The 18,167-nt window shown below is 67.3% G+C and carries 19 protein-coding genes; 3 read left to right on the top strand and 16 right to left on the bottom strand.

The annotated features are described in order from the left end of the window. Nucleotide 1: 1 nt before the first annotated feature. Together H1343_RS12425 and H1343_RS12430 are read right to left on the bottom strand one after the other, a co-directional pair. The gene (locus H1343_RS12425; protein WP_246333033.1) at nucleotides 2-202 is read right to left on the bottom strand and encodes an I78 family peptidase inhibitor; all 201 of its coding nucleotides are present in this window, start codon (nucleotides 200-202) and stop codon (nucleotides 2-4) included. Nucleotides 203-364: 162 nt separating this feature from the next. Next, the gene (locus H1343_RS12430; protein WP_210270035.1) at nucleotides 365-988 is read right to left on the bottom strand and encodes a TetR family transcriptional regulator; all 624 of its coding nucleotides are present in this window, start codon (nucleotides 986-988) and stop codon (nucleotides 365-367) included. Between the two features lie 132 nt (nucleotides 989-1,120). Between H1343_RS12430 and H1343_RS12435 the strand changes: the two genes are divergently transcribed. Beyond that, a complete protein-coding gene (locus H1343_RS12435; protein ID WP_185983200.1) occupies nucleotides 1,121-2,524 on the top strand; it encodes an efflux RND transporter periplasmic adaptor subunit in 1,404 nt (467 codons plus the stop codon). Between the two features lie 10 nt (nucleotides 2,525-2,534). Then, nucleotides 2,535-5,711, top strand: a complete 3,177-nt coding sequence (locus tag H1343_RS12440) for an efflux RND transporter permease subunit (protein ID WP_185983201.1) — start codon at nucleotides 2,535-2,537, stop codon at nucleotides 5,709-5,711. A gap of 415 nt (nucleotides 5,712-6,126) precedes the next feature. On the opposite strand, the gene H1343_RS12445 is transcribed toward H1343_RS12440, so the two are convergent. The 6 genes from H1343_RS12445 to H1343_RS12470 all read right to left on the bottom strand — a co-directional run bounded on the left by H1343_RS12445 (nucleotide 6,127) and on the right by H1343_RS12470 (nucleotide 10,368). Continuing rightward, complete coding sequence (locus H1343_RS12445) at nucleotides 6,127-6,666, bottom strand: MerR family transcriptional regulator (protein WP_185983202.1); 540 nt, start codon at nucleotides 6,664-6,666, stop codon at nucleotides 6,127-6,129. 19 nt (nucleotides 6,667-6,685) lie between these two features. Continuing rightward, nucleotides 6,686-7,027, bottom strand: coding sequence for an integration host factor subunit alpha (locus H1343_RS12450; RefSeq protein WP_185983203.1), 342 nt, complete (start codon nucleotides 7,025-7,027; stop codon nucleotides 6,686-6,688). Between the two features lie 106 nt (nucleotides 7,028-7,133). Beyond that, on the bottom strand, nucleotides 7,134-8,111 hold the full coding sequence (locus H1343_RS12455) for a beta-ketoacyl-ACP synthase III (RefSeq protein WP_185983204.1): 978 nt from the start codon (nucleotides 8,109-8,111) through the stop codon (nucleotides 7,134-7,136). After that, entirely contained in the window at nucleotides 8,108-9,142 is a 1,035-nt protein-coding gene (gene plsX, locus H1343_RS12460) for a phosphate acyltransferase PlsX (protein ID WP_210270114.1), read from the bottom strand. Before plsX ends, H1343_RS12455 begins: the two co-directional genes overlap by 4 nt. 118 nt (nucleotides 9,143-9,260) lie before the next feature. Then, nucleotides 9,261-9,833 carry a DUF177 domain-containing protein gene (locus tag H1343_RS12465; protein WP_185983206.1) on the bottom strand — a complete coding sequence of 191 codons (573 nt, stop codon included), beginning with the start codon at nucleotides 9,831-9,833 and terminating at the stop codon, nucleotides 9,261-9,263. After that, nucleotides 9,823-10,368 carry a ubiquinol-cytochrome C chaperone family protein gene (locus H1343_RS12470; protein WP_185983207.1) on the bottom strand — a complete coding sequence of 182 codons (546 nt, stop codon included), beginning with the start codon at nucleotides 10,366-10,368 and terminating at the stop codon, nucleotides 9,823-9,825. Before H1343_RS12470 ends, H1343_RS12465 begins: the two co-directional genes overlap by 11 nt. 179 nt (nucleotides 10,369-10,547) lie before the next feature. Between H1343_RS12470 and H1343_RS12475 the strand changes: the two genes are divergently transcribed. Then, entirely contained in the window at nucleotides 10,548-11,057 is a 510-nt protein-coding gene (locus tag H1343_RS12475; RefSeq protein WP_185983208.1) for an outer membrane protein assembly factor BamE, read from the top strand. Between the two features lie 135 nt (nucleotides 11,058-11,192). On the opposite strand, the gene nusB is transcribed toward H1343_RS12475, so the two are convergent. The 8 genes from nusB to ldtR all read right to left on the bottom strand — a co-directional run bounded on the left by nusB (nucleotide 11,193) and on the right by ldtR (nucleotide 18,090). Further along, the gene (nusB, locus tag H1343_RS12480; RefSeq protein WP_185983209.1) at nucleotides 11,193-11,696 is read right to left on the bottom strand and encodes a transcription antitermination factor NusB; all 504 of its coding nucleotides are present in this window, start codon (nucleotides 11,694-11,696) and stop codon (nucleotides 11,193-11,195) included. Nucleotides 11,697-11,700: 4 nt separating this feature from the next. After that, complete coding sequence (ribH, locus tag H1343_RS12485) at nucleotides 11,701-12,150, bottom strand: 6,7-dimethyl-8-ribityllumazine synthase (protein WP_185983210.1); 450 nt, start codon at nucleotides 12,148-12,150, stop codon at nucleotides 11,701-11,703. A gap of 78 nt (nucleotides 12,151-12,228) precedes the next feature. Continuing rightward, nucleotides 12,229-12,846 (bottom strand): riboflavin synthase, encoded by a 618-nt coding sequence (locus H1343_RS12490; RefSeq protein WP_185985641.1) that lies wholly within the window; start codon nucleotides 12,844-12,846, stop codon nucleotides 12,229-12,231. After that, entirely contained in the window at nucleotides 12,843-13,925 is a 1,083-nt protein-coding gene (ribD, locus tag H1343_RS12495) for a bifunctional diaminohydroxyphosphoribosylaminopyrimidine deaminase/5-amino-6-(5-phosphoribosylamino)uracil reductase RibD (protein ID WP_246333617.1), read from the bottom strand. The genes H1343_RS12490 and ribD overlap by 4 nt, the downstream gene beginning before the upstream one ends. A gap of 26 nt (nucleotides 13,926-13,951) precedes the next feature. Then, on the bottom strand, nucleotides 13,952-14,437 hold the full coding sequence (nrdR, locus tag H1343_RS12500; RefSeq protein WP_185983212.1) for a transcriptional regulator NrdR: 486 nt from the start codon (nucleotides 14,435-14,437) through the stop codon (nucleotides 13,952-13,954). Between the two features lie 6 nt (nucleotides 14,438-14,443). Next, the gene (gene glyA, locus H1343_RS12505; RefSeq protein ID WP_185983213.1) at nucleotides 14,444-15,763 is read right to left on the bottom strand and encodes a serine hydroxymethyltransferase; all 1,320 of its coding nucleotides are present in this window, start codon (nucleotides 15,761-15,763) and stop codon (nucleotides 14,444-14,446) included. Between the two features lie 174 nt (nucleotides 15,764-15,937). Continuing rightward, nucleotides 15,938-17,263 carry a L,D-transpeptidase family protein gene (locus tag H1343_RS12510; RefSeq protein ID WP_185983214.1) on the bottom strand — a complete coding sequence of 442 codons (1,326 nt, stop codon included), beginning with the start codon at nucleotides 17,261-17,263 and terminating at the stop codon, nucleotides 15,938-15,940. A 317-nt stretch (nucleotides 17,264-17,580) separates the two neighbouring features. Next, nucleotides 17,581-18,090 (bottom strand): transcriptional regulator LdtR, encoded by a 510-nt coding sequence (gene ldtR / locus H1343_RS12515; protein ID WP_185983215.1) that lies wholly within the window; start codon nucleotides 18,088-18,090, stop codon nucleotides 17,581-17,583. Nucleotides 18,091-18,167: the final 77 nt, after the last annotated feature.

Genomic DNA, 18,167 nt, shown 5'->3' on the forward strand with positions numbered 1-18,167 from the left:
ATCAGCCGCAACTCGCCGCCGTGACCCTGCCGGTGGCCGGATCGGTCTCGATCGTCACGCGGTCGACGCGGAAATCGCGCGTCACCGGGTCGCCGGGGCCGATCTGGCGCACGGTGGACGCTCCGGTGGCGGTTCGCGCGGCATCGTCCGTGGGCCGGGCCTGGCCGACGAGGCGCTCGGCGGCTGCGCGATCGCAGGCCATGGGCGACGGCTCCGTCATATCGGGTGAACCCTCGGTCGTGCAGGACGCGAGCGCCAGGAGAGAAGCTGCCGCCAGGGCACCGTTGCGTATGAATTTCATAAGATCGTCCTCTACGTGGGGCGGTGCACGTAACGCGGAAATGAGGAGAGCGGGAGGCAGGGCTCAGGCGGAGCGCAGAAGCTTCTTGTCGCAAGCGCCGGCGCAGCGGAAACCTTCGAAGAGCGAGCGCATCATCCCTTCCCCGGCGAGCAGGAGGTCGAAAGGACAGTCGTATTTCAGCCAGTGCGTGATAAGCCCGGACATCGTCGACATATGCGCGATGGTCGCCGTCTCGGCGGTCCAGTCGCGCGAAAGGAAACGGCGTCGCTCGGCCTCCTCGAAGGCGGCGACCACCGTCCTGAACATCGATTCGTCAGCCTGCCGCATCCGGTCGAGAACGCGCTCCATCTCGCCCACGAACTCGCAGCGCAGGAGCATGATCGTACAGATACGCTTGGCGCGCTCGTTGCCCGACAGGAAGCGAAGGGACTCGAGGGCGGAATTCTGGATGAGATCGAGCGGATCGGGCGCGCCATGCGCCTGCACCATGCTCGCCACGTATTCCTGCGGCAGCGAGCCACGCTCCACCATCGCCTCGAACAACGCGACCTTGTCGGCGAAATGCCAATAGATCGCGCCGCGCGTCAGCCCCGCAGCGCTCGCGATGTCTGTCAGGCTGGTGCGGGAGACCCCCTTCTCGAAGAACACCGCCTCGGCCGCGTCCAGAAGGGCTTCACGGGTCTCCATCGCTTCGGCTTTGGTGCGACGCAAGATTCAATCACCTCCTCGGTTGCCAAATTTATACATACATGTATGTTGCCTGGCAACAATGTCGGACCGGTCATGGCGGTTCCGATCTGGATTCACTGGAAAACGCCTATGTCCGCCAACCGTTCGTTCGGCCCGATCCTCGCGTTCGCGCTTCTCGCGCTGGCTGCCTGCCAGGATAGCGAAGAGGCCGCCGCGCCCGCGCAGGGGGGCGGTACGCCGCCCCCGCCTCCTGTCGGCATCGTAGAGATGCAGCCGCAGGCCCTTCCCGTCACCTCGGAGCTGCCGGGCCGCATCGCGCCGACGCGGATCGCCGAAGTGCGTCCCCGCGTTGGCGGCATCGTGCTCGAGCGCGTCTTCGAGCAGGGCACCAATGTCGAGGAAGGCGACCCGCTCTTCCAGATCGACCCCGTCACGTTCGAGGTGGCTGTGGAGGCCGCGCAGGCGAGCGTTGCGCGCGCCGAGGCCGTGCTCACACAGGCGCAGGCCGAGGCCGACCGCACGCAGTCGCTCGTCCAGTCGCGCACGGTCAGCCAGGCCAATCTCGACACGGCAATCGCCAACCAGCGCCAGGCCGAGGCCGACCTCGCCGCTGCGCGCGCAAGCCTTCGTCAGGCCGAGATCGAGCTCGAGTACGCAACCATCCGCGCGCCGATCTCCGGCCGCATCGGACGCGCGCTCATCACGGAAGGCGCGCTCGTCTCCACGACCGGCACCGAAGCCCTCGCCACGATCCAGCGGCTCGACCCGGTCTATGCCGATATCCAGCAGCCGGTCGCGGAACTGCTGCGCCTGCGCGAGGCGCTCGCGGACGGCACGCTGACGCAAATCGAGCCCGATGTCGCGCAGGTTCGCCTGCTCATGGACAACGGCGATCAGTATCGTCATCCGGGCCGGCTTCTCTTCTCCGAAGCCACCGTCGACCCCACCAGCGGCCAGGTGACGCTGCGCGCCGAATTCCCGAACCCGGACGACAGCCTCCTGCCCGGAATGTACGTGCGGGTTTTGGTCGAGCAGGGCATCGACCAGGCCGCTTTCGCGGTGCCGAACCAGGCCGTCCAGCGTGATACCGCCGGCCGCGCGCTCCTCTACATCGTCAACGCCGAGAACGTCGTCGAGAGCCGTCCCGTCACCGTCGCGCGTGTCGTCGGAAATCAGTCGATCATAGACAGCGGCGTGCAGCAGGGTGACCGCGTGGTCGCAGACGGCTTCCAGAAGACCGGCCCCGGCGCGCCCGTGACACCGGTTCCGTGGGAAGCGCCCGGAGAGGCGGCCGAGCAGTCAGGCATGGAGGACGGTGCTCAGGCAGCCGAGCCCGAGGCCGGCGAAGGCCAGCAGCAGCCCGAAGCCGCGGCGCCGGAGGGTGGCGAGCCCGCCGCCGAGGCAAGCAATCCGGCCGAGGGTGGAGCCCAGGGCGACAGCACTCCCGAGGCATCCGGCACGGCCCGCGCCGCGCCTGTGCCCTCGGCCGCACCACGCGAGGCGCAGGCGCCTTCCGAAACGCGCAACGACTGAGGACTGATCGATGCCTCGCTTTTTCATCGACCGGCCCATCTTCGCATGGGTCGTCGCGATCTTCATCGTGCTCGCCGGTGTCCTCGCGCTGCCGAACCTGCCGATCGCGCAGTATCCGAACGTCGCGCCGCCGCAGATCACCATCTCCACCGCCTATCCCGGCGCCTCGCCCGAGGACCTGTATCTGCAGGTCACGCGGCCGATCGAGGAGGAGCTGAACGGCATCGAGGGCATGCTCTACTTCGAGTCCACCTCGGAGGCGACCGGTGCCGTCTCGATCAACGTCACCTTCGAGTCCGGCACGGAAGTGTCGCAGGCCGTGGTAGACACGCAGAATCGTCTGCGACGCGTGGAATCCTCCCTCCCCCAGGAGGTCATGCAGCAGGGCGTCCTCGTCGAGGAAGCAGGCACGAGCTTCCTGATGGTGGTGGCGCTCACCTCCGACGAGACGAGCGACCTCGACGCCGTGGGTCTCGGCGACTACATCGCGCGGAACGTGCTCAACGAGGTGCGGCGCGTAGAGGGCGTCGGCCGCGCTCAGCTCTTCGCCTCCGAGCGCGCCATGCGCATCTGGATCGACCCCGACAAGCTCGTCGGCCTGAACCTTTCGACCGCCGACGTCACCGCGGCGATATCGCAGCAGAACGCCCAGGTGGCTGCCGGCTCGATCGGCGCCTCCCCCAATCCGGTGAGCCAGCAGATCACCGCGACCATGCTGGTGCAGGGCCAGTTGCGCACGCCCGAGGAGTTCGGCCAGATCGTGCTGCGCTCGAACGCCGATGGCTCTCTCGTGCGCCTATCGGACGTCGCGCGTGTCGAGATCGACGCGGAAGACTATAACTTCAACACCTTCCTCAACGGTCAGCCTTCGGCGGCCATCGGCGTGCAGCTCTCGCCGACCGGCAACGCGCTGGAAGCCTCGCAGGGCGTGCGTGCGGTCATGGAGGAGCTCGCGCCCCTCTTCCCGCCGGGCGTCACCTACGCCATCCCCTACGACACGACGCCCTTCGTCTCGGCCTCGATCGAGCAGGTGCTGCACACGCTTCTCGAAGCCGTGCTCCTCGTCTTCGTCGTGATGTTCGTGTTCCTGCAGAACTTCCGCTACACGATCATCCCGACGCTTGTCGTTCCGATCGCTCTCGCGGGCACGCTTGCCGTGATGTTCGTGGCCGGATTCTCGATCAACGTCCTCACCATGTTCGCGATGGTGCTGGCTATCGGCATTCTCGTCGACGACGCCATCGTGGTCGTCGAGAACGTCGAACGCATCATGGCGAGCGAAGGGCTGCCTCCGAAGGAAGCGACCCGCAAGGCGATGGACCAGATCACCGGCGCGCTGATCGGCATCGTGCTGGTGCTGACGGCGGTGTTCATTCCGCTCGCTTTCTTCCCCGGCTCGGTCGGCATCATCTACCAGCAGTTCTCGCTGACGATGGCGACGTCCATCCTGTTCTCGGGCTTCCTCGCCCTGTCGCTGACCCCGGCGCTGTGCGCGACCTTCCTGAAACCGATCAAGGGCGGTCACGGGCATCAGAAGAAGGGGCCCTTCGGCTGGTTCAACCGCGGGTTCGACCGGACTTCGAAGGGCTATGTCTCGATGGTGGGCAGCTTCGCCAGACGTGCGGGACGGATGATGATCATCTATCTCGCGCTGCTGGTCGGGCTCGGCTACTTCTACACGCAGATTCCGTCGGCCTTCCTTCCCCAGGAAGACCAGGGCTTCCTTATCGCCAATTTCCAGGGGCCTTCGGGCGCGACCTCCAACCGTCTGCGTGAAGTAACTTCGGCCGCCGAGGATTTTGTCCTTGAGCAGCCGGGCGTCGCCAACATGATCACGATCCAGGGCTTCTCGTTCTCGGGACAGGGCCCGAACGCGGGCCTGGCCTTCATCACGCTGGACGACTGGGGCGATCGAGGGCCGGAATCGAGCGCCGACGCGCTTTCGGGTGCCATCACGGGACACATTATCCAGTTCCGCGACGCGATCGCCTTCGCGCTCTCCCCGCCGCCGATCCAGGGCCTCGGCAACACGGGCGGCTTCGCCTTCCGTCTGCAGGACCGAGCCAACAACGGCACGGCTGCCCTTCTGGCCGCCCGTGACCAGTTGATGGCAGCGGCGAGCGAAAGCCCGATCCTCGGAGACCTGCGCTTCGAGGGCCTGCCCGATGGGCCGCAGGTGGCGCTGTCGATCGATCGCGAAAAGGCCAACGCCTTCGGCGTAACCTTCGCCGACATCAACCAGACCATCTCTTCGAGCATGGGGTCCGCGTACATCAACGACTTCCCGAACGCCGGACGCATGCAACGCGTCACGGTCCAGGCGGACGAGCGAGGGCGCATGCGCGTCGAGGACGTCCTGAACCTCAACGTGCGCAATGCGCAGGGCGGCATGGTGCCGATCTCGGCCTTCGCCACGGCGGACTGGACGCTCGGCTCCTCGCAGCTCGTGGGCTACAATGGCTATCCCTCGGTGCGCCTCTCCGGAGACGCGGCTCCCGGCTACTCGTCCGGCGCGGCGATCGCGGAGATGGAGCGGCTGGCGTCCGAGCTGCCGGCGGGCTTCGCCTACGAGTGGACGGGACAGTCGCTGCAGGAGATCCAGTCGGGCAACCAGGCGCCATTCCTGATCGGCCTGTCCATCCTGTTCGTGTTCCTCTGCCTTTCCGCGCTTTACGAGAGCTGGTCGATCCCGTTCTCGGTCATGCTGGTCGTGCCGCTCGGCATCATCGGTTGCGTAGCGGCGGTGACGCTGGCGGGTCTGGAGAACGACGTCTACTTCACCGTCGGCATCATCACGATCGTGGGCCTTTCGGCCAAGAACGCGATCCTGATCGTGGAGGTCGCCAAGGACCTGATGATGGAGGGCCGCAGCCTGACGGAGGCGGCGCTGGAAGCGGCGCAGTTGCGCTTCCGCCCGATCCTGATGACCTCGCTCGCCTTCACGATGGGCGTCCTGCCCATGGCGCTCGCCTCGGGTGCCTCGGCCGCCAGCCAGAACGCCATCGGCATCACGGTGATCGGCGGCATGATCTCCGCGACGATCCTGGCGATCTTCTTCGTGCCCGTCTTCTTCGTGTTCGTCCTGCACTGGACGGGCTGGAGCAAGAAGATCGAGAAGAGGCGCGAGAGCGAAAAGAATGAAGGCGGCGGCAGCGGCAACGAAATGCACCCCGCCCCCGCCGAATAAGCCGCGGGTTCGCCCCAGCGCATCGAGCCGTCGCCCTTCGGGCGGCGGCTTTTTCGTTACGACGTGCGCTATTCGACGAAGACGCTCAGCGCCACCGCGGCGGCGAGCGTTACGTAGAACTGCAGGCTGGCTGTGGTGAAGAATTCGATGACAGTGTGCATAGCGACCTCCCGTCGGGCCGGCTGAAAACACGCCGACCGCGCTTTTCTCCAAGCGCGAAGACAGGCCGAAGGCCGCGTTTCACTTTCCTCCCGCGAACGAGCGACCTCCTTCGCTTCTCAGATTATAGCGCGGAGGAATACGTCATGAAAGGGTCATGCGGTCGCCACATTTGACGCACCGCACAATCGGCGCGGCCGAGATCACTCGTTGGGGGACAGGTATCGGGCCGGCAAAAACAGCCTCGCCGAAGACCTCAGCGCGTCTGATCGAGCAGACGCTTGAGTTCCAGAAGCTCGAGGAGGACGCGGTTGAGTTCCGCGGTCTGTGCGGGCGGAAGCGTGGATGCTGCCCTGCCCTTCTCGCCGAAGAACAGGTTCGACAAGGGGCGGCGGCGCTCGGCCACGTCGCCCGCCATCACGCCCGGCGGCTCGATCTCGTCATCATGGAGCGCGGGCTGCGGCCCATCATCCTCGCGCGGCATCGGCTTCTGGGCCTGCACGGCCTCGAGCCCCGACAGGTCGCCGGCGCCGATCGAGATGACGAAGCGGTTGCCGTTCTCCTTCAGGATGCGCTGCACGCCCTTGATGGTGAAGCCGCGCACGTAGAGAAGGAAGCGGATGCCCTTGAGCAGCGCCACGTCGTCCGGGCGATAGTAGCGCCGGCCGCCACCGCGCTTCATCGGCTTGATCTGCGGGAACCGTGTCTCCCAGAACCGCAGCACGTGCTGCGGCAGGTCCAGATCCTCGGCGACCTCCGAGATCGTGCGGAAGGCGTCTGCGCTCTTGTCGCTCATGGCCGTGCGTGCGCCGCGTCTACTCGGCGGCCTTCAACGCGCCCTCGCCGCTACCGGCCTGCGCCATGTGCGCCGCGAGGATGCGCTCCTTCATGACATTGGACGGCTTGAAGACGGCGACGCGGCGCGGCGAAATCGGGACTTCCTCACCCGTCTTCGGGTTGCGGCCCACCCGCTCGTTCTTTTCACGGACGAGGAAGGAGCCGAAGGACGAAATCTTCACGCCCTCGCCCCGGGCGATGGTGGAGCAGATCTCCTCCAGCACCGTCTCGACGAGATAGGCGGATTCGGTGCGCGAAAGGCCGATCTTGCGGAACACCGCTTCGGCAAGGTCAGCTCTCGTGATCGTCCGGTCGGCCATTTCCATCCCCTCGGAAACGCTTTGCGCCCGGCCGGCGCACCCCTCGCGCCCCGACCGAACCGTGAGGCAACAATACCGAATTCCCCAACAAGTTCAAGGCGTGAGCCTACCAGCGTACGACGACGGCGCCCCATGTGAAGCCACCGCCCATCGCCTCCAGGACCACGACATCGCCGCGCTTCACCCGCCCGTCGCGGACCGCCGTGTCCAGAGCGAGCGGGATCGAAGCGGCGGACGTGTTGCCGTGATCCTGCACCGTGGTGACGACCTTTTCCGGCGCGATGCCCAGCTTCTTGGCCGAAGCGTCGATGATGCGGCGGTTGGCCTGGTGCGGCACGAACCAGTCGATGTCGTTCGGCCCGATGCCGAGTTCGGAGAAGGAATCCTCGATCACGTCGGTGATCATGCCGACAGCATGCTTGAAGACCTCGCGGCCCTCCATCCGCAGCTTGCCGACCGTGCCCGTGGAGGACGGACCGCCGTCGACATAGAGCTTCTCGTGATGGGTGCCGTCCGAGCGCAGATGCGAGACGAGGACGCCGCGATCGGCCAGCGTGCCCTCCCCCTCGGCAACTTCGAGCACCAGCGCGCCGGCGCCGTCGCCGAACAGGACGCAGGTCGAGCGGTCCTCCCAGTCGAGAATGCGCGAGAAGGTCTCCGACCCGATCACCAGCGCGCGCCTGGCCATGCCGCTCTTCAGATAAAGATCGGCGGTGGTGACGGCGTAGACGAAGCCCGAGCACACCGCCTGCAGGTCGAAGGCGAAGCCGTGGGTGATGCCGAGGCGCTGCTGGAGTTGCACGGCGGAGGCTGGAAACGTGTTGTCGGGTGTCGCGGTGGCCAGCACGATGAGGTCGATGTCGCCCGGCTGGAGGCCAGCGGCGTCCAGCGCGCGGCGCGCGGCGGCCTCGGCCATCGAGACGGTGGTCTCGCCTTCCGCCGCGATGTGGCGGTTGCGAATGCCCGTGCGCTGCTGGATCCACTCGTCGGAGGTTTCGAGGATGCCCTCGAAGTCTCGATTGTTCATCTTGCGCGCCGGCAGGTACGAACCCGTCCCGCGCACGACGGAGCGCGTGACGCTCATTTCACCGACTCCACGGTTTTGGCGGCGTTCTCCTGCGAGACGCTGAGATAGAAGTCCTGAAGGTCGCGCTCGATCTTCCCGCGCAGACCCGAGCGCGCCATCGCATGGGCGACGTCGATCGCCGCGGCCGTGCCTTCCGCGTCCGAGCCGCCGTGGCTCTTGATGACGATGCCGTTGAGGCCGAGGAAGACGCCGCCATTGACCTTGCGCGGATCCATGCGGTCCCGAAGCTGGTCGAAGGCGCCCTTGGCGAAGAAGTAGCCGATCTTGGCCAGAAGCGTGCGAGACATGGCCGCGCGCAGATAGGTGGCGATCTGCTTGGCTGTCCCCTCGGCGGTCTTCAGCGCGATATTGCCCGTGAAACCCTCGGTCACGACGACATCGACGGTGCCCTTGCCGAGATCGTCGCCCTCGACGAACCCGTGATAGGCAAGCCCCGCGAAGCGCGTCTCGCGCAGGAGCCGGCCGGCCTCGCGGATCTCGTCCTGGCCCTTCACCTCCTCGACGCCGATGTTCAGGAGGCCGACTGTCGGACGCTCGACGCCGAAGAGAGCGCGCGCCATCGCCGCGCCCATCATGGAGAAATCGACGAGCTGCTGGGAATCGGCGCCGATCGTCGCCCCGACGTCGAGAACGACGCTCTCGCCGCGCACCGTCGGCCAGACCGCCGCGATCGCCGGACGCTCGATATTGGCCATCGTGCGCAGGCAGAACTTGGCCATGGCCATCAGCGCGCCGGTGTTGCCGGCCGAAACCGCGACATCCGCCTCGCCGGTCTTCACCGCCTCGATCGTCTTCCACATGGAGGATTTGTGCCGACCCTGGCGCAGAGCCTGCGAGGGCTTGTCGTCCATACGGACGGCGATCTCGCAATCGTGGAAGGTCGAGACGGCCTTCAGGGCGGGATGCTTTCGAAGAACCGGCTGCACCGCGTCTTCACGCCCGAACAGGGCGAAGCGCAGTTCCGGATGCCGCTCCAGCGCGATGGCCGCTCCGGCCAGGATCACCTCGGGACCGTGATCGCCTCCCATGGCGTCGAGCGCAATCGTGATGCCCGATGTCAATACCTGCTCCTCAACGCTCCGGCCACTTCCCGCGGCCGCGCGAACATAGTCATTTGCCGGCGCGCGGCAACAGGGCTGCTCTGCATCACTTCTCGCCGGGTTTCAGGCGCGAAAGGGCCGCAAAGGGCGAGACCGGCCGCTCGGGCTCGGCATCCGCCGCATCGTCCGGCGCCGGCTCGAAGCTCTCGCCACCCCCGCGCGGATAAGGATCGAGCGCCAGCGCCACGATCTCGGCGAAAGCGCCGCCAAGGGGAATGCGATCGCCCGTGAAGGTCTCGGGAACGTCATCGCCTTCGGGGTCGACGACGAGTTCGCCGTCGGCGGCCTGGCGGGGGCGCGCGAGGCGCGAGCCCTCCGGCAGAAAGACGAGGTCTACCTCCTCGTCGATCGCCTGTTCGACGGGCTCCAGCGAGACGACGGAGGCCTGCGTGACCTCGGCGGTTAGGCGGCCGCGCACCGACACGCCGTCCCGCCGCCAGGGCGAGACCGTCACGCGGGCCGTGACGCTCTCGACGTCCAGAACCGAGAGAAGGTCGGCGAGCGCGGAGCGTTCGCGTGCGTTCGCCTCGTAGGTCACCTCGAGACCCGAGCGCGGCAGCCGCGAGACGACCACGTCGCAATCGAGAACCGGCTTTTGCGCACGCCGCTCAGCGGACATCTGCATCCTCTCCCTGCGCATGCGGCGCGATGCGGCCGGACAGGATATCGTCCGCGCTCAAAGCCTCATAGCCGCGCGCCGTGGCGATCATCTGGCGGGCGAGAAAATCAGCCGCACCCTCCGGCGCCTCGCCGGCGAAGACGCGCTTGCGCAGCGCGGCGGCAAGGGCAACCTCGTCGCGCGCGGTGAGCGGGCCGTCGTAGTCCGCCACGCGCGTGTAGAAGCGCTCGGCCAGGCGCCGCATCCGACGTGGCACGCCCTGATAGCCGATGCCGATCTCGCGCAGCGAATGGTCCATGTCGAGCATGAAACGGTCCACGACGTCCTGCGAAAAGGCCCTCAAGGCGGGGTCGGCTCGGCAGCGCTCCATCAGGAGCAGCACCTCGATGCCGAGCGCCTCGTAGCGGCCGAGCACCGTATCCGGGACGGCGCCCTCCAGATAGAGCGCGGGACGACGCGCGCGCGCCACCACGGCCCCGTAGGTCCGCTCCACCACTTCGCGGTTCTGCCGCCTGCGGCGCCAGCGCTCGAACATTCGCGATCCGTCTTTCTTGCCTCGCGTGAGCGGCGGTCGCACGACGCGGCGCCGATTGCAACGGTGCGCGCCGTGCTTTACCAAGACGCAAGGTCCCGCCGCCGGACGGTTCGCCGCAATTTCGCGCCGTCGAGCCGTCTAGAGGGGCGGGGAAACGAGGTGCGAGGAGCCCCATGCGCATGAGATCGATTGCCCGTCACCGCCGCCCCCTCGCCGTCGCGGCGGGTCTGGGTGTGGCGCTGGCCCTTGCGGGCTGCACGACGGCCCAGGTCTACAACCAAGGCTACGTGATCGACGAGCAGGCGCTCTCGCTGGTTCCTGAAGGCTCCTCGCGCGAGCAGGTGCTTCTGGCGCTCGGCTCCCCCTCCACTACGGCGACCTTCGATTCGGAGGTGTTCTACTACATCTCCCAGCAGCGCGTTCGCCCCATGCAGTTCATGCAGCCGCGTCTCGTCGACCAGCGGATTCTCGCCGTCTATTTCGGGCAGGACGGGCGCGTGCGCCAGATCGCCAATTACGGCCTGCAGGACGGGCGCGTCTTCGACTTCATTTCCCGCACAACGCCGACCGGCGGGCGCGACCAGAGCTTCCTCGGCCAGCTTCTGTCCTCTGAGGCCGGCGGTGGGCTGGGTGGCCAGCCGACGCTCGGCCGGCCGCGCACGGCGGGTGACATCGGCCCGCAGCGCTGAGTCCATCCACCGCGAAAGAAAAAAGCCGGGGTCGCGAGACGCCGGCTTTTTTCATGCCCTGGAGCGCGGCGCGTCCTCTCGGACGCGCAGAGGTCGCTCCAACTTATGGAATCGACGCATCAGGCTTTCGGCCGGTCAGCTCTCGATCTCGCGCCCGCGCCCTTCGCCGCGCGAGCGACGCGCCACCCGGTCGAGGACGGCATTGACGAGGCGTGGCTCGTCGTCGGTGTAGAACGCCTTGGCGATGTCGACATATTCGGCGACGATCACCGCCATCGGCACGTCCTGCCGGTTCGTCAGCTCGTAGGCGCCAGCGCGCAGGATGGCGCGCAGCGTCGTGTCGAGCCGCGAAAGCGGCCAGTCCGCCGTCAGCGAGGAATGGACGAGCGGATCGATCGTCTTCTGGCCGCGCACGACGCCCGAGACGATGTCGCGGAACCAGGCCGCGTCGGCCTCGCGATAGGTGTCGCCGTCGAGCTCCTGGCCGAGCCGGAAGTTCTCGTGTTCCGCCATCGTCTCCAGAAGGCCGGTGCCGCCGACATCCATCTGGTAGAGCGCCTGCACGGCCGCGAGACGCGCGGCGCCGCGCTTGTTGGCGGGACGCAGCGGGCGCTGCTGTTTCTGCTCGATCTCGGACACCGGCTCAGGCTCCGAGCTTTTCGCGCAGCGCGATCATCGTCAGGGCGGCGCCCGCCGCTCCCGCGCCCTTGTCCAACCTGTCCGGCCGGGCGCGCTCCAGTGCCTGCGCCTCGTTCTCCACGGTCAGGATGCCGTTGCCGATGGCCGCGTTCTCCGCGATCGAGAGATCCATGAGGGCGCGCGAGCTTTCGCCCGCGACGATGTCGAAATGATACGTCTCGCCGCGGATGACGCAGCCGAGCGCGACGAAGCCGTCATAGTCACGCCCGCCCTCGTCCGCGCCGCTCAAAGCGAAGCCGATCGCGGCGGGGATCTCCAGCGCGCCGGGCACGGTGACGACGTCGTAGGTGCCGCCCGCCTCCTCGATGCGCGCCTTGGCGCCCGCCAGCAGGAAGTCTGCGATGTGATCGTAGAACCGGGCCTCGACGATGAGGAGATGCGGGGCGCTGGACATTTGGACAACCTTCGATCGGACAGGGCGAGGCCCGCGAAAGGTATCCGCTTCGGGCATCATCGCATTGAGAAAATTCGGTCAGGCCGCAGGGGCGGCCGAGAACAGGCGCTCGGCATAACGCGCAATCTGGTCAACCTCAAGGTTCACCGTGTCGCCAACCTGCCGCTCGCCCCAGGTCGTGACGGCCAATGAGTGCCGGATGAGGAGGACGTCGAAGACATCGTCCTCGACGCCGTTGACTGTGAGCGAGGTGCCGTCGAGGCAGACCGAGCCCTTCTGAGCGATGAAGCGCGAAAGCTCGGGCGGCGCGCGCAGGCGGAAGCGGCGCGCCTCCCCCTCGTCCTCGATCGAGACGATCTCGGCACGACCATCGACATGGCCGGACACGAGATGGCCGCCGAGTTCGTCGCCGACCTTGAGCGCGCGTTCGAGATTGAGGGAGGTGCCCTCCCCCCAGACGCCGGCGCTCGTCAGCCGCAGGGCCTCCTCCCAAGCCTCCACCTCGAACCAGCGCGCGTTGGCGCCCGCTTCCGGCAGCGCGGTCACCGTGAGGCAGACGCCGGCGCATGCGATGGAGGCGCCGATCTCGATCCCGGCCGGATCGTAGGCCGTGGCGATGCGGAAGCGCCGGCCCTCGGCGAGCGTCTCGGCATGCTCCACATGGCCGATATCGGTGACGATCCCGGTGAACATCAGCCCTCTTTCCGTTCGAACTCGTACCAGCGGTCGTCGCCGAACCGCACCTCCCGCGTCAGATAAAAACGCTCGGACGCTTCCGCCAGCCCGATCGGCCCGCGCACGCCGTCCTCTCCCACGGTGCAGGGGGCGACGACGAGCGTCAGCCTGTCCACGAGATCGTCCTCCAGGAAGCTGCGAGCCAACGCGGCGCCCCCTTCCACGAGAATGGTCGAGACGCCCCGCGCGCCGAGATCGTCGAGAAGTTCGGGCAGTGCCACGCGGCCCTTCTCGTCCGGTTCGGCGGCGAAGAAGTCGAAGCCGGCCTCGCGCAGCGCGCGGCGCCGCTCCTCGTCGGCATGGGAGGAGGCGACAAGATGGGTCGGGATCGCGCGCGCTTCCTCGGCAAGGCGTGCCGAAACCGGCGTATCGAGGCGCGGATCGACCACGATGCGCATCGGCGAGCGCTCGGTGAGGCCCGGCAGGCGGCAGGTGAGCGCCGGGTCGTCCTCCAGTACCGTGCCGACGCCGACGAGGATCGCGTCCGAGCGCGCGCGCACCAGATGGGTCTGCGCGTTGGCGACGGCGCCGGTGATCGCGACCTGGCCACGCCCGCGCGCGCCGATCATCCCGTCCGCCGAAAGCGCCATCTTCAATGTCACCTCCGGGCGGTTCAGGCGGTGGCGTGTGAGATAGCCGGAGAGCGAGCGCGCGGCCTCGGCCGCCATCACGCCGGGCACCACCTCGATGCCACCGGTGCGCAGGATCGCGTGGCCCTTGCCATCGACGCGGGGATCGGGATCGGCCGCCGCCGAGACGACGCGCGTGATGCCCGCCGCGACCAGCGCCTCCGCGCAAGGCGGCGTGCGGCCGTGATGGGCGCAGGGCTCCAGCGTGACATAGGCCGTCGCGCCGCGTGCCAGTTCGCCCGCCTCTGCAAGCGCCACCGTCTCGGCATGGGGCCGGCCGCCGAGCGCGGTGACGCCGCGCCCGACGATGCGCGGGCCACCCTCATCGAAGCGAACGACGAGGGTCGAGACGGACGGGTTGGTGCCGGTGAGCCCCGCGTGGCGCTCGCCATAGCGGATGGCGGCAGCCATCAGGCGCCGATCCGTTTCGCTGGCGCTCACTCCTCGTCCTCGCGCTCGATCGGCAAGGTCGGGCGCGTGGCAAGCTCGTTCAGGATGTCGCCGAAATCGCCCGCCTCGCGGAAGTCGCGATACACGGAAGCGAAGCGCACATAGGCGACGTCGTCGAAACCACGCAGCGCCTCCATCACCAGAAGGCCGATATCGTTGGAGGAAACCTCCGCCTCGCCCGTCTGTTCGAGGCGGCGCACGATGCCGGAGATCATACGCTCCACGCGCTCGCCCTCGACGGGGCGCTTGCGCAGCGCGGTCTGCACCGAGCGGGCGAGCTTGTCACGGTCGAACGGGACGCGACGACCCGAGCGCTTGACGACGCTGAGGTCCCGCAGCTGCACCCGCTCGAAGGTGGTGAAGCGGCCGGAGCAGTCCGGGCAGACGCGCCGGCGACGGATCGCGGCCCCGTCCTCAGCGGGGCGCGAATCCTTCACCTGGCTGTCCTGCGAGCCGCAATAGGGGCAGCGCAAGACGCGTCAGCCGAGGCTCGGATAGATCGGGAAGCGGCTCGTGAGCGCGACGACGCGCTCCTTCACCGACTGCTCGACCGCCGCATTGCCCTCGTCCGAGTTCGCAGCCTTCAGCCCGTCGAGAACCTGGACGATGAGCTGGCCGACCTCGCGGAACTCGGCCGGACCGAAGCCGCGTGTCGTCGCGGCCGGGGTGCCGAGGCGGATGCCGGAGGTGATCGTCGGCTTCTGCGGGTCGTTCGGCACGCCGTTCTTGTTGCAGGTGATGCCGGCGCGCTCGAGCGCGGCCTCCGAGGCCTTGCCCGTCAACATTTTCGGGCGAAGATCGACCAGCATCAGATGCGTGTCCGTGCCGCCGGAGACGATGTCGAGGCCGCCCTCGCGCACTGTCTGGGCCAGAACGCGGGCATTCTCGGCGACGGCCGCGATGTAGGAGCGATAGGCCGGCGTCAGCGCCTCGCCGAAGGCCACCGCCTTGCCGGCGATGACGTGCATCAGCGGGCCGCCCTGCAGGCCCGGGAAGATCGCCGAATTGATCTTCTTGGCGATGTCCTCGTCATTGGTGAGGACGAGGCCGCCGCGCGGGCCGCGCAGCGTCTTGTGCGTGGTCGAGGTCGCGACATGGGCGTGCGGGAACGGGCTCGGATGCTCGCCCGCCGCCACCAGACCGGCGAAGTGGGCCATGTCGACCCAGAGATAAGCGCCGACGCTGTCGGCGATCTCGCGGAAGCGGGCAAAATCGATCCGGCGCGAATAGGCCGAGCCGCCAGCGATCACGATCGCGGGGCGATGCTCCTGCGCGAGGGCCGCCACTTGGTCGTAGTCGATCAGGCCGGTCTCGACGTCGAGCCCGTACTGAACCGCGTTGAACCAGCGGCCGGACAGGTTGGGCTTGGCACCGTGCGTCAGATGGCCGCCGGCATCGAGGCTCATGCCGAGCAGCGTGTCGCCCGGCTTGGAGAGCGCGAACAGCACGGCCTGGTTCGCCTGGCTGCCGGAGTTCGGCTGGACGTTGGCGAAGCCGCAGGAGAAAAGCTCCTTGGCGCGGTCGATCGCGAGCTGCTCGACGACGTCGACGAACTGGCAGCCGCCGTAGTAGCGCCGGCCGGGGTAGCCCTCGGCATACTTGTTGGTCAGCACCGAGCCTTGCGCCTCGAGAACGGCACGCGAGACGATGTTCTCGGACGCGATCAGTTCGATCTCGTGCTGCTGACGGTGCAGCTCGTCCTTCATCGCCGCGAAGAGCGCGGGGTCGCCGGAGGCGATGCCGCCGGAGAAGAAGGTGTCGGCGGGTGCCTGCGGCTGGATGGCGGGGGCCTCGGACATGGGTCGTGCTCCGTAACGCGCGCTCTCGGGCGCCCAACGCGCCAACCTCGAACGTTCAGCGCGAACTCGCGCGCGCTCTATCATGGAAGCGTCACTTACGCCAACCGAAGCGGGAAAAGGAAGGACCGGCGGATCGCTCCGCCGGCCCTCGAATTTCGTGCCTGAACCGATCGATCAGAACGGCAGGTCGGCGTAGGCCTGTTCGCCCGGCTGATAGGCGGCGGGCGCCGCATCGGACATCGCCAGCTGCTGCGAACCGTCGCGGTGGTAGATGTCGTCGCGGAACTGGACGACCGTCGGGTCCGTCGCCCAGGCGGTGATGTAGGAGAAGTGCAGCGGGATCGGGTTGGCGAGATCGATGTCCTGGCGCTGGCGCGAGGCGATCTGCTGCTCGATTCGCGCCCGGTCCCAGCCCGTGTCGCGCGCGATCCAGACGATGAGATCACGCACGTTCTGGATGCGCACGCAGCCCGACGATTCGAAGCGCATGAGCTGCGAGAACGTGCTCTGCTGCGGCGTGTCGTGCATGAACACCGCATGCGGGTTCGGGAAGTTGATGCGCACTGACGACATCGCGTTGTTGCGGCCCGGCTCCTGCCGGAACAGGTAGCGCACGGCTTCCTCGGTGTTCCAGTCGATCGTCTCGGGCGGAATGACCGAGCCGTCGGAGGCGTAGATGTAGATCTCGTTGCGCTCGAGATAGGTCGGATCGTTGCGCATGAGGGGGATGATGTCCTTGCGCACGATCGAGGCCGGGGCATGCCAGTATGGGTTGAGATTGAGGTTCGTGATCCGCGAATCGAGGATCGGCGTCTGGCGGTCGACCTTGCCGACAACGACGGTGTGACGCTGCACGACGCGGCCGTTCTCGACCGCCTCGACGAAGGCGGCCGGAATGTTGACCGTGACCGAGCGGCCCGACGCCGGCTGGACCGCCTGCACGCGGCTGATATTGGTCTGGAGCTGGCCAAGGCGGATATTGGCCGGCACGTTCAGTGCAGCGAAGCTGTGTTCGGCGACGACACCATCGGCCGGCAGGCCGTGGCGCGCCTGGAAGCGGCGCACCGCGCCCTCGACATAGCTGTCGTAGGCCTGGCCGTTGCCGGCCGAGCGCGGCAGATCGCCGGAGATGGCAAGGCGCTCACGCAGCGCCTGTACGGCGGGCCCCTGAACGCCGAGCTTCATCGTGCCCTGCTCGGGCACCATCGGCCAGCCGCCGGACATGACGATCTGGTTGTAGGAATTGATGGCGCCCTGCATCGCCATCACGGTGTTCTGCGAGAAGATCGGCTGGTAGCTCGTCACGTCGTGCGAGCTGGCGCCACGCGTATCGAACTGGTCGTTCCAGCCGCCGCGCGAGGGCGCGGCGAGGAGGCCGTCCAGCGCCGACTGGGCGAAGGCCGCTCCCGGAAGGGCGGCGCCGGCCAGAGCCGCAGCGCTGGTGACGAAATGACGGCGCGAGATTTGCGAGCGCCCGTTCGCCGACTTGCCGTCGTTCATGATCTTCCCCTTGAAATTTCGGACAAGGCCGAACCTGACGCCTATTTGGGCGCAGCGTGGTAAACAACCCGGAAATCATGCGCGCACGGTCGCGTGATACCGCACGCGCGCAGCTTCGTCGTAGCCACGGCATTATGGCCAAAGCGTGGGAAGTGCCTGGCGTCGCATGTCTTTGGACGCTCTTGTGACCTCTCGGCAACGCCGGCGCCGGTCGTTCCCCTCCCCTGAAATGCAGTCGGCCCCCGGACCCTGGACGAAGGGTGCGGAGGCCGATGTGGGTCCGGCGGCTGGAGGCTCGCCGGCTGCTGTCTGTCCTCTTAAAGGCGATACATGATCGAATCGTTCCAGAAGCGATCGAGACGCTGGAGCGAGCGGTTCATTTTCTGGAATTCCTGCTCGTCGAGACCGCCCACCTTGTCGATCGAGCCGATGTGGCGCTCGTAGAGCTCGGCGACGATCTCCGCGATGGCGAGACCCTCTGGCGTCAGCGAGACGCGCACCGAACGGCGGTCGACCCGCGACTTCTGGTGATTGATGAAGCCGAGCTCGACCAGCTTCTTCAGATTGTAGGAGACGTTCGAGCCGAGATAGAAGCCGCGGGTGCGCAGCTCGCCGGCGGTGAGCACCGAGTCGCCGATATTGAAAAGCAGCAGCGCCTGCACGGCGTTGATGTCGGTGCGGCCGGCGCGGTCGAACTCGTCCTTGATGACGTCGAGCAGACGGCGGTGAAGGCGCTCGACGAGCTGGAGCGTCTCCAGATACAGCGACTTCAGATCGACCTTGTCGGTACCGGCGACGTCTTCACGCTTGAGCTGCTGATTGATCATAGTAACGGCCCCTACTGTTGCTTTGTGGAGCGTTCTCTTTGGTGCTCCATCTTGGGACCGAAATTACGCGGGGCCTC

The sequence above is a fragment of the Aureimonas mangrovi genome, assembly GCF_014058705.1.
Classification (GTDB): Bacteria; Pseudomonadota; Alphaproteobacteria; order Rhizobiales; family Rhizobiaceae; genus Aureimonas; species Aureimonas mangrovi.

Coding starts and splice junctions, on each gene's coding strand:
- H1343_RS12425 (WP_246333033.1), bottom strand. CDS start 202: ATGGCCTGCGATCGCGCAGCCGCCGAGCGCCTCGTCGGCCAGGCCCGG.
- H1343_RS12430 (WP_210270035.1), bottom strand. CDS start 988: ATGGAGACCCGTGAAGCCCTTCTGGACGCGGCCGAGGCGGTGTTCTTC.
- H1343_RS12435 (WP_185983200.1), top strand. CDS start 1,121: ATGTCCGCCAACCGTTCGTTCGGCCCGATCCTCGCGTTCGCGCTTCTC.
- H1343_RS12440 (WP_185983201.1), top strand. CDS start 2,535: ATGCCTCGCTTTTTCATCGACCGGCCCATCTTCGCATGGGTCGTCGCG.
- H1343_RS12445 (WP_185983202.1), bottom strand. CDS start 6,666: ATGAGCGACAAGAGCGCAGACGCCTTCCGCACGATCTCGGAGGTCGCC.
- H1343_RS12450 (WP_185983203.1), bottom strand. CDS start 7,027: ATGGCCGACCGGACGATCACGAGAGCTGACCTTGCCGAAGCGGTGTTC.
- H1343_RS12455 (WP_185983204.1), bottom strand. CDS start 8,111: ATGAGCGTCACGCGCTCCGTCGTGCGCGGGACGGGTTCGTACCTGCCG.
- plsX (WP_210270114.1), bottom strand. CDS start 9,142: ATGGGAGGCGATCACGGTCCCGAGGTGATCCTGGCCGGAGCGGCCATC.
- H1343_RS12465 (WP_185983206.1), bottom strand. CDS start 9,833: ATGTCCGCTGAGCGGCGTGCGCAAAAGCCGGTTCTCGATTGCGACGTG.
- H1343_RS12470 (WP_185983207.1), bottom strand. CDS start 10,368: ATGTTCGAGCGCTGGCGCCGCAGGCGGCAGAACCGCGAAGTGGTGGAG.
- H1343_RS12475 (WP_185983208.1), top strand. CDS start 10,548: ATGAGATCGATTGCCCGTCACCGCCGCCCCCTCGCCGTCGCGGCGGGT.
- ribH (WP_185983210.1), bottom strand. CDS start 12,150: ATGTCCAGCGCCCCGCATCTCCTCATCGTCGAGGCCCGGTTCTACGAT.
- ribD (WP_246333617.1), bottom strand. CDS start 13,925: ATGGCTGCCGCCATCCGCTATGGCGAGCGCCACGCGGGGCTCACCGGC.
- glyA (WP_185983213.1), bottom strand. CDS start 15,763: ATGTCCGAGGCCCCCGCCATCCAGCCGCAGGCACCCGCCGACACCTTC.
- H1343_RS12510 (WP_185983214.1), bottom strand. CDS start 17,263: ATGAACGACGGCAAGTCGGCGAACGGGCGCTCGCAAATCTCGCGCCGT.
- ldtR (WP_185983215.1), bottom strand. CDS start 18,090: ATGATCAATCAGCAGCTCAAGCGTGAAGACGTCGCCGGTACCGACAAG.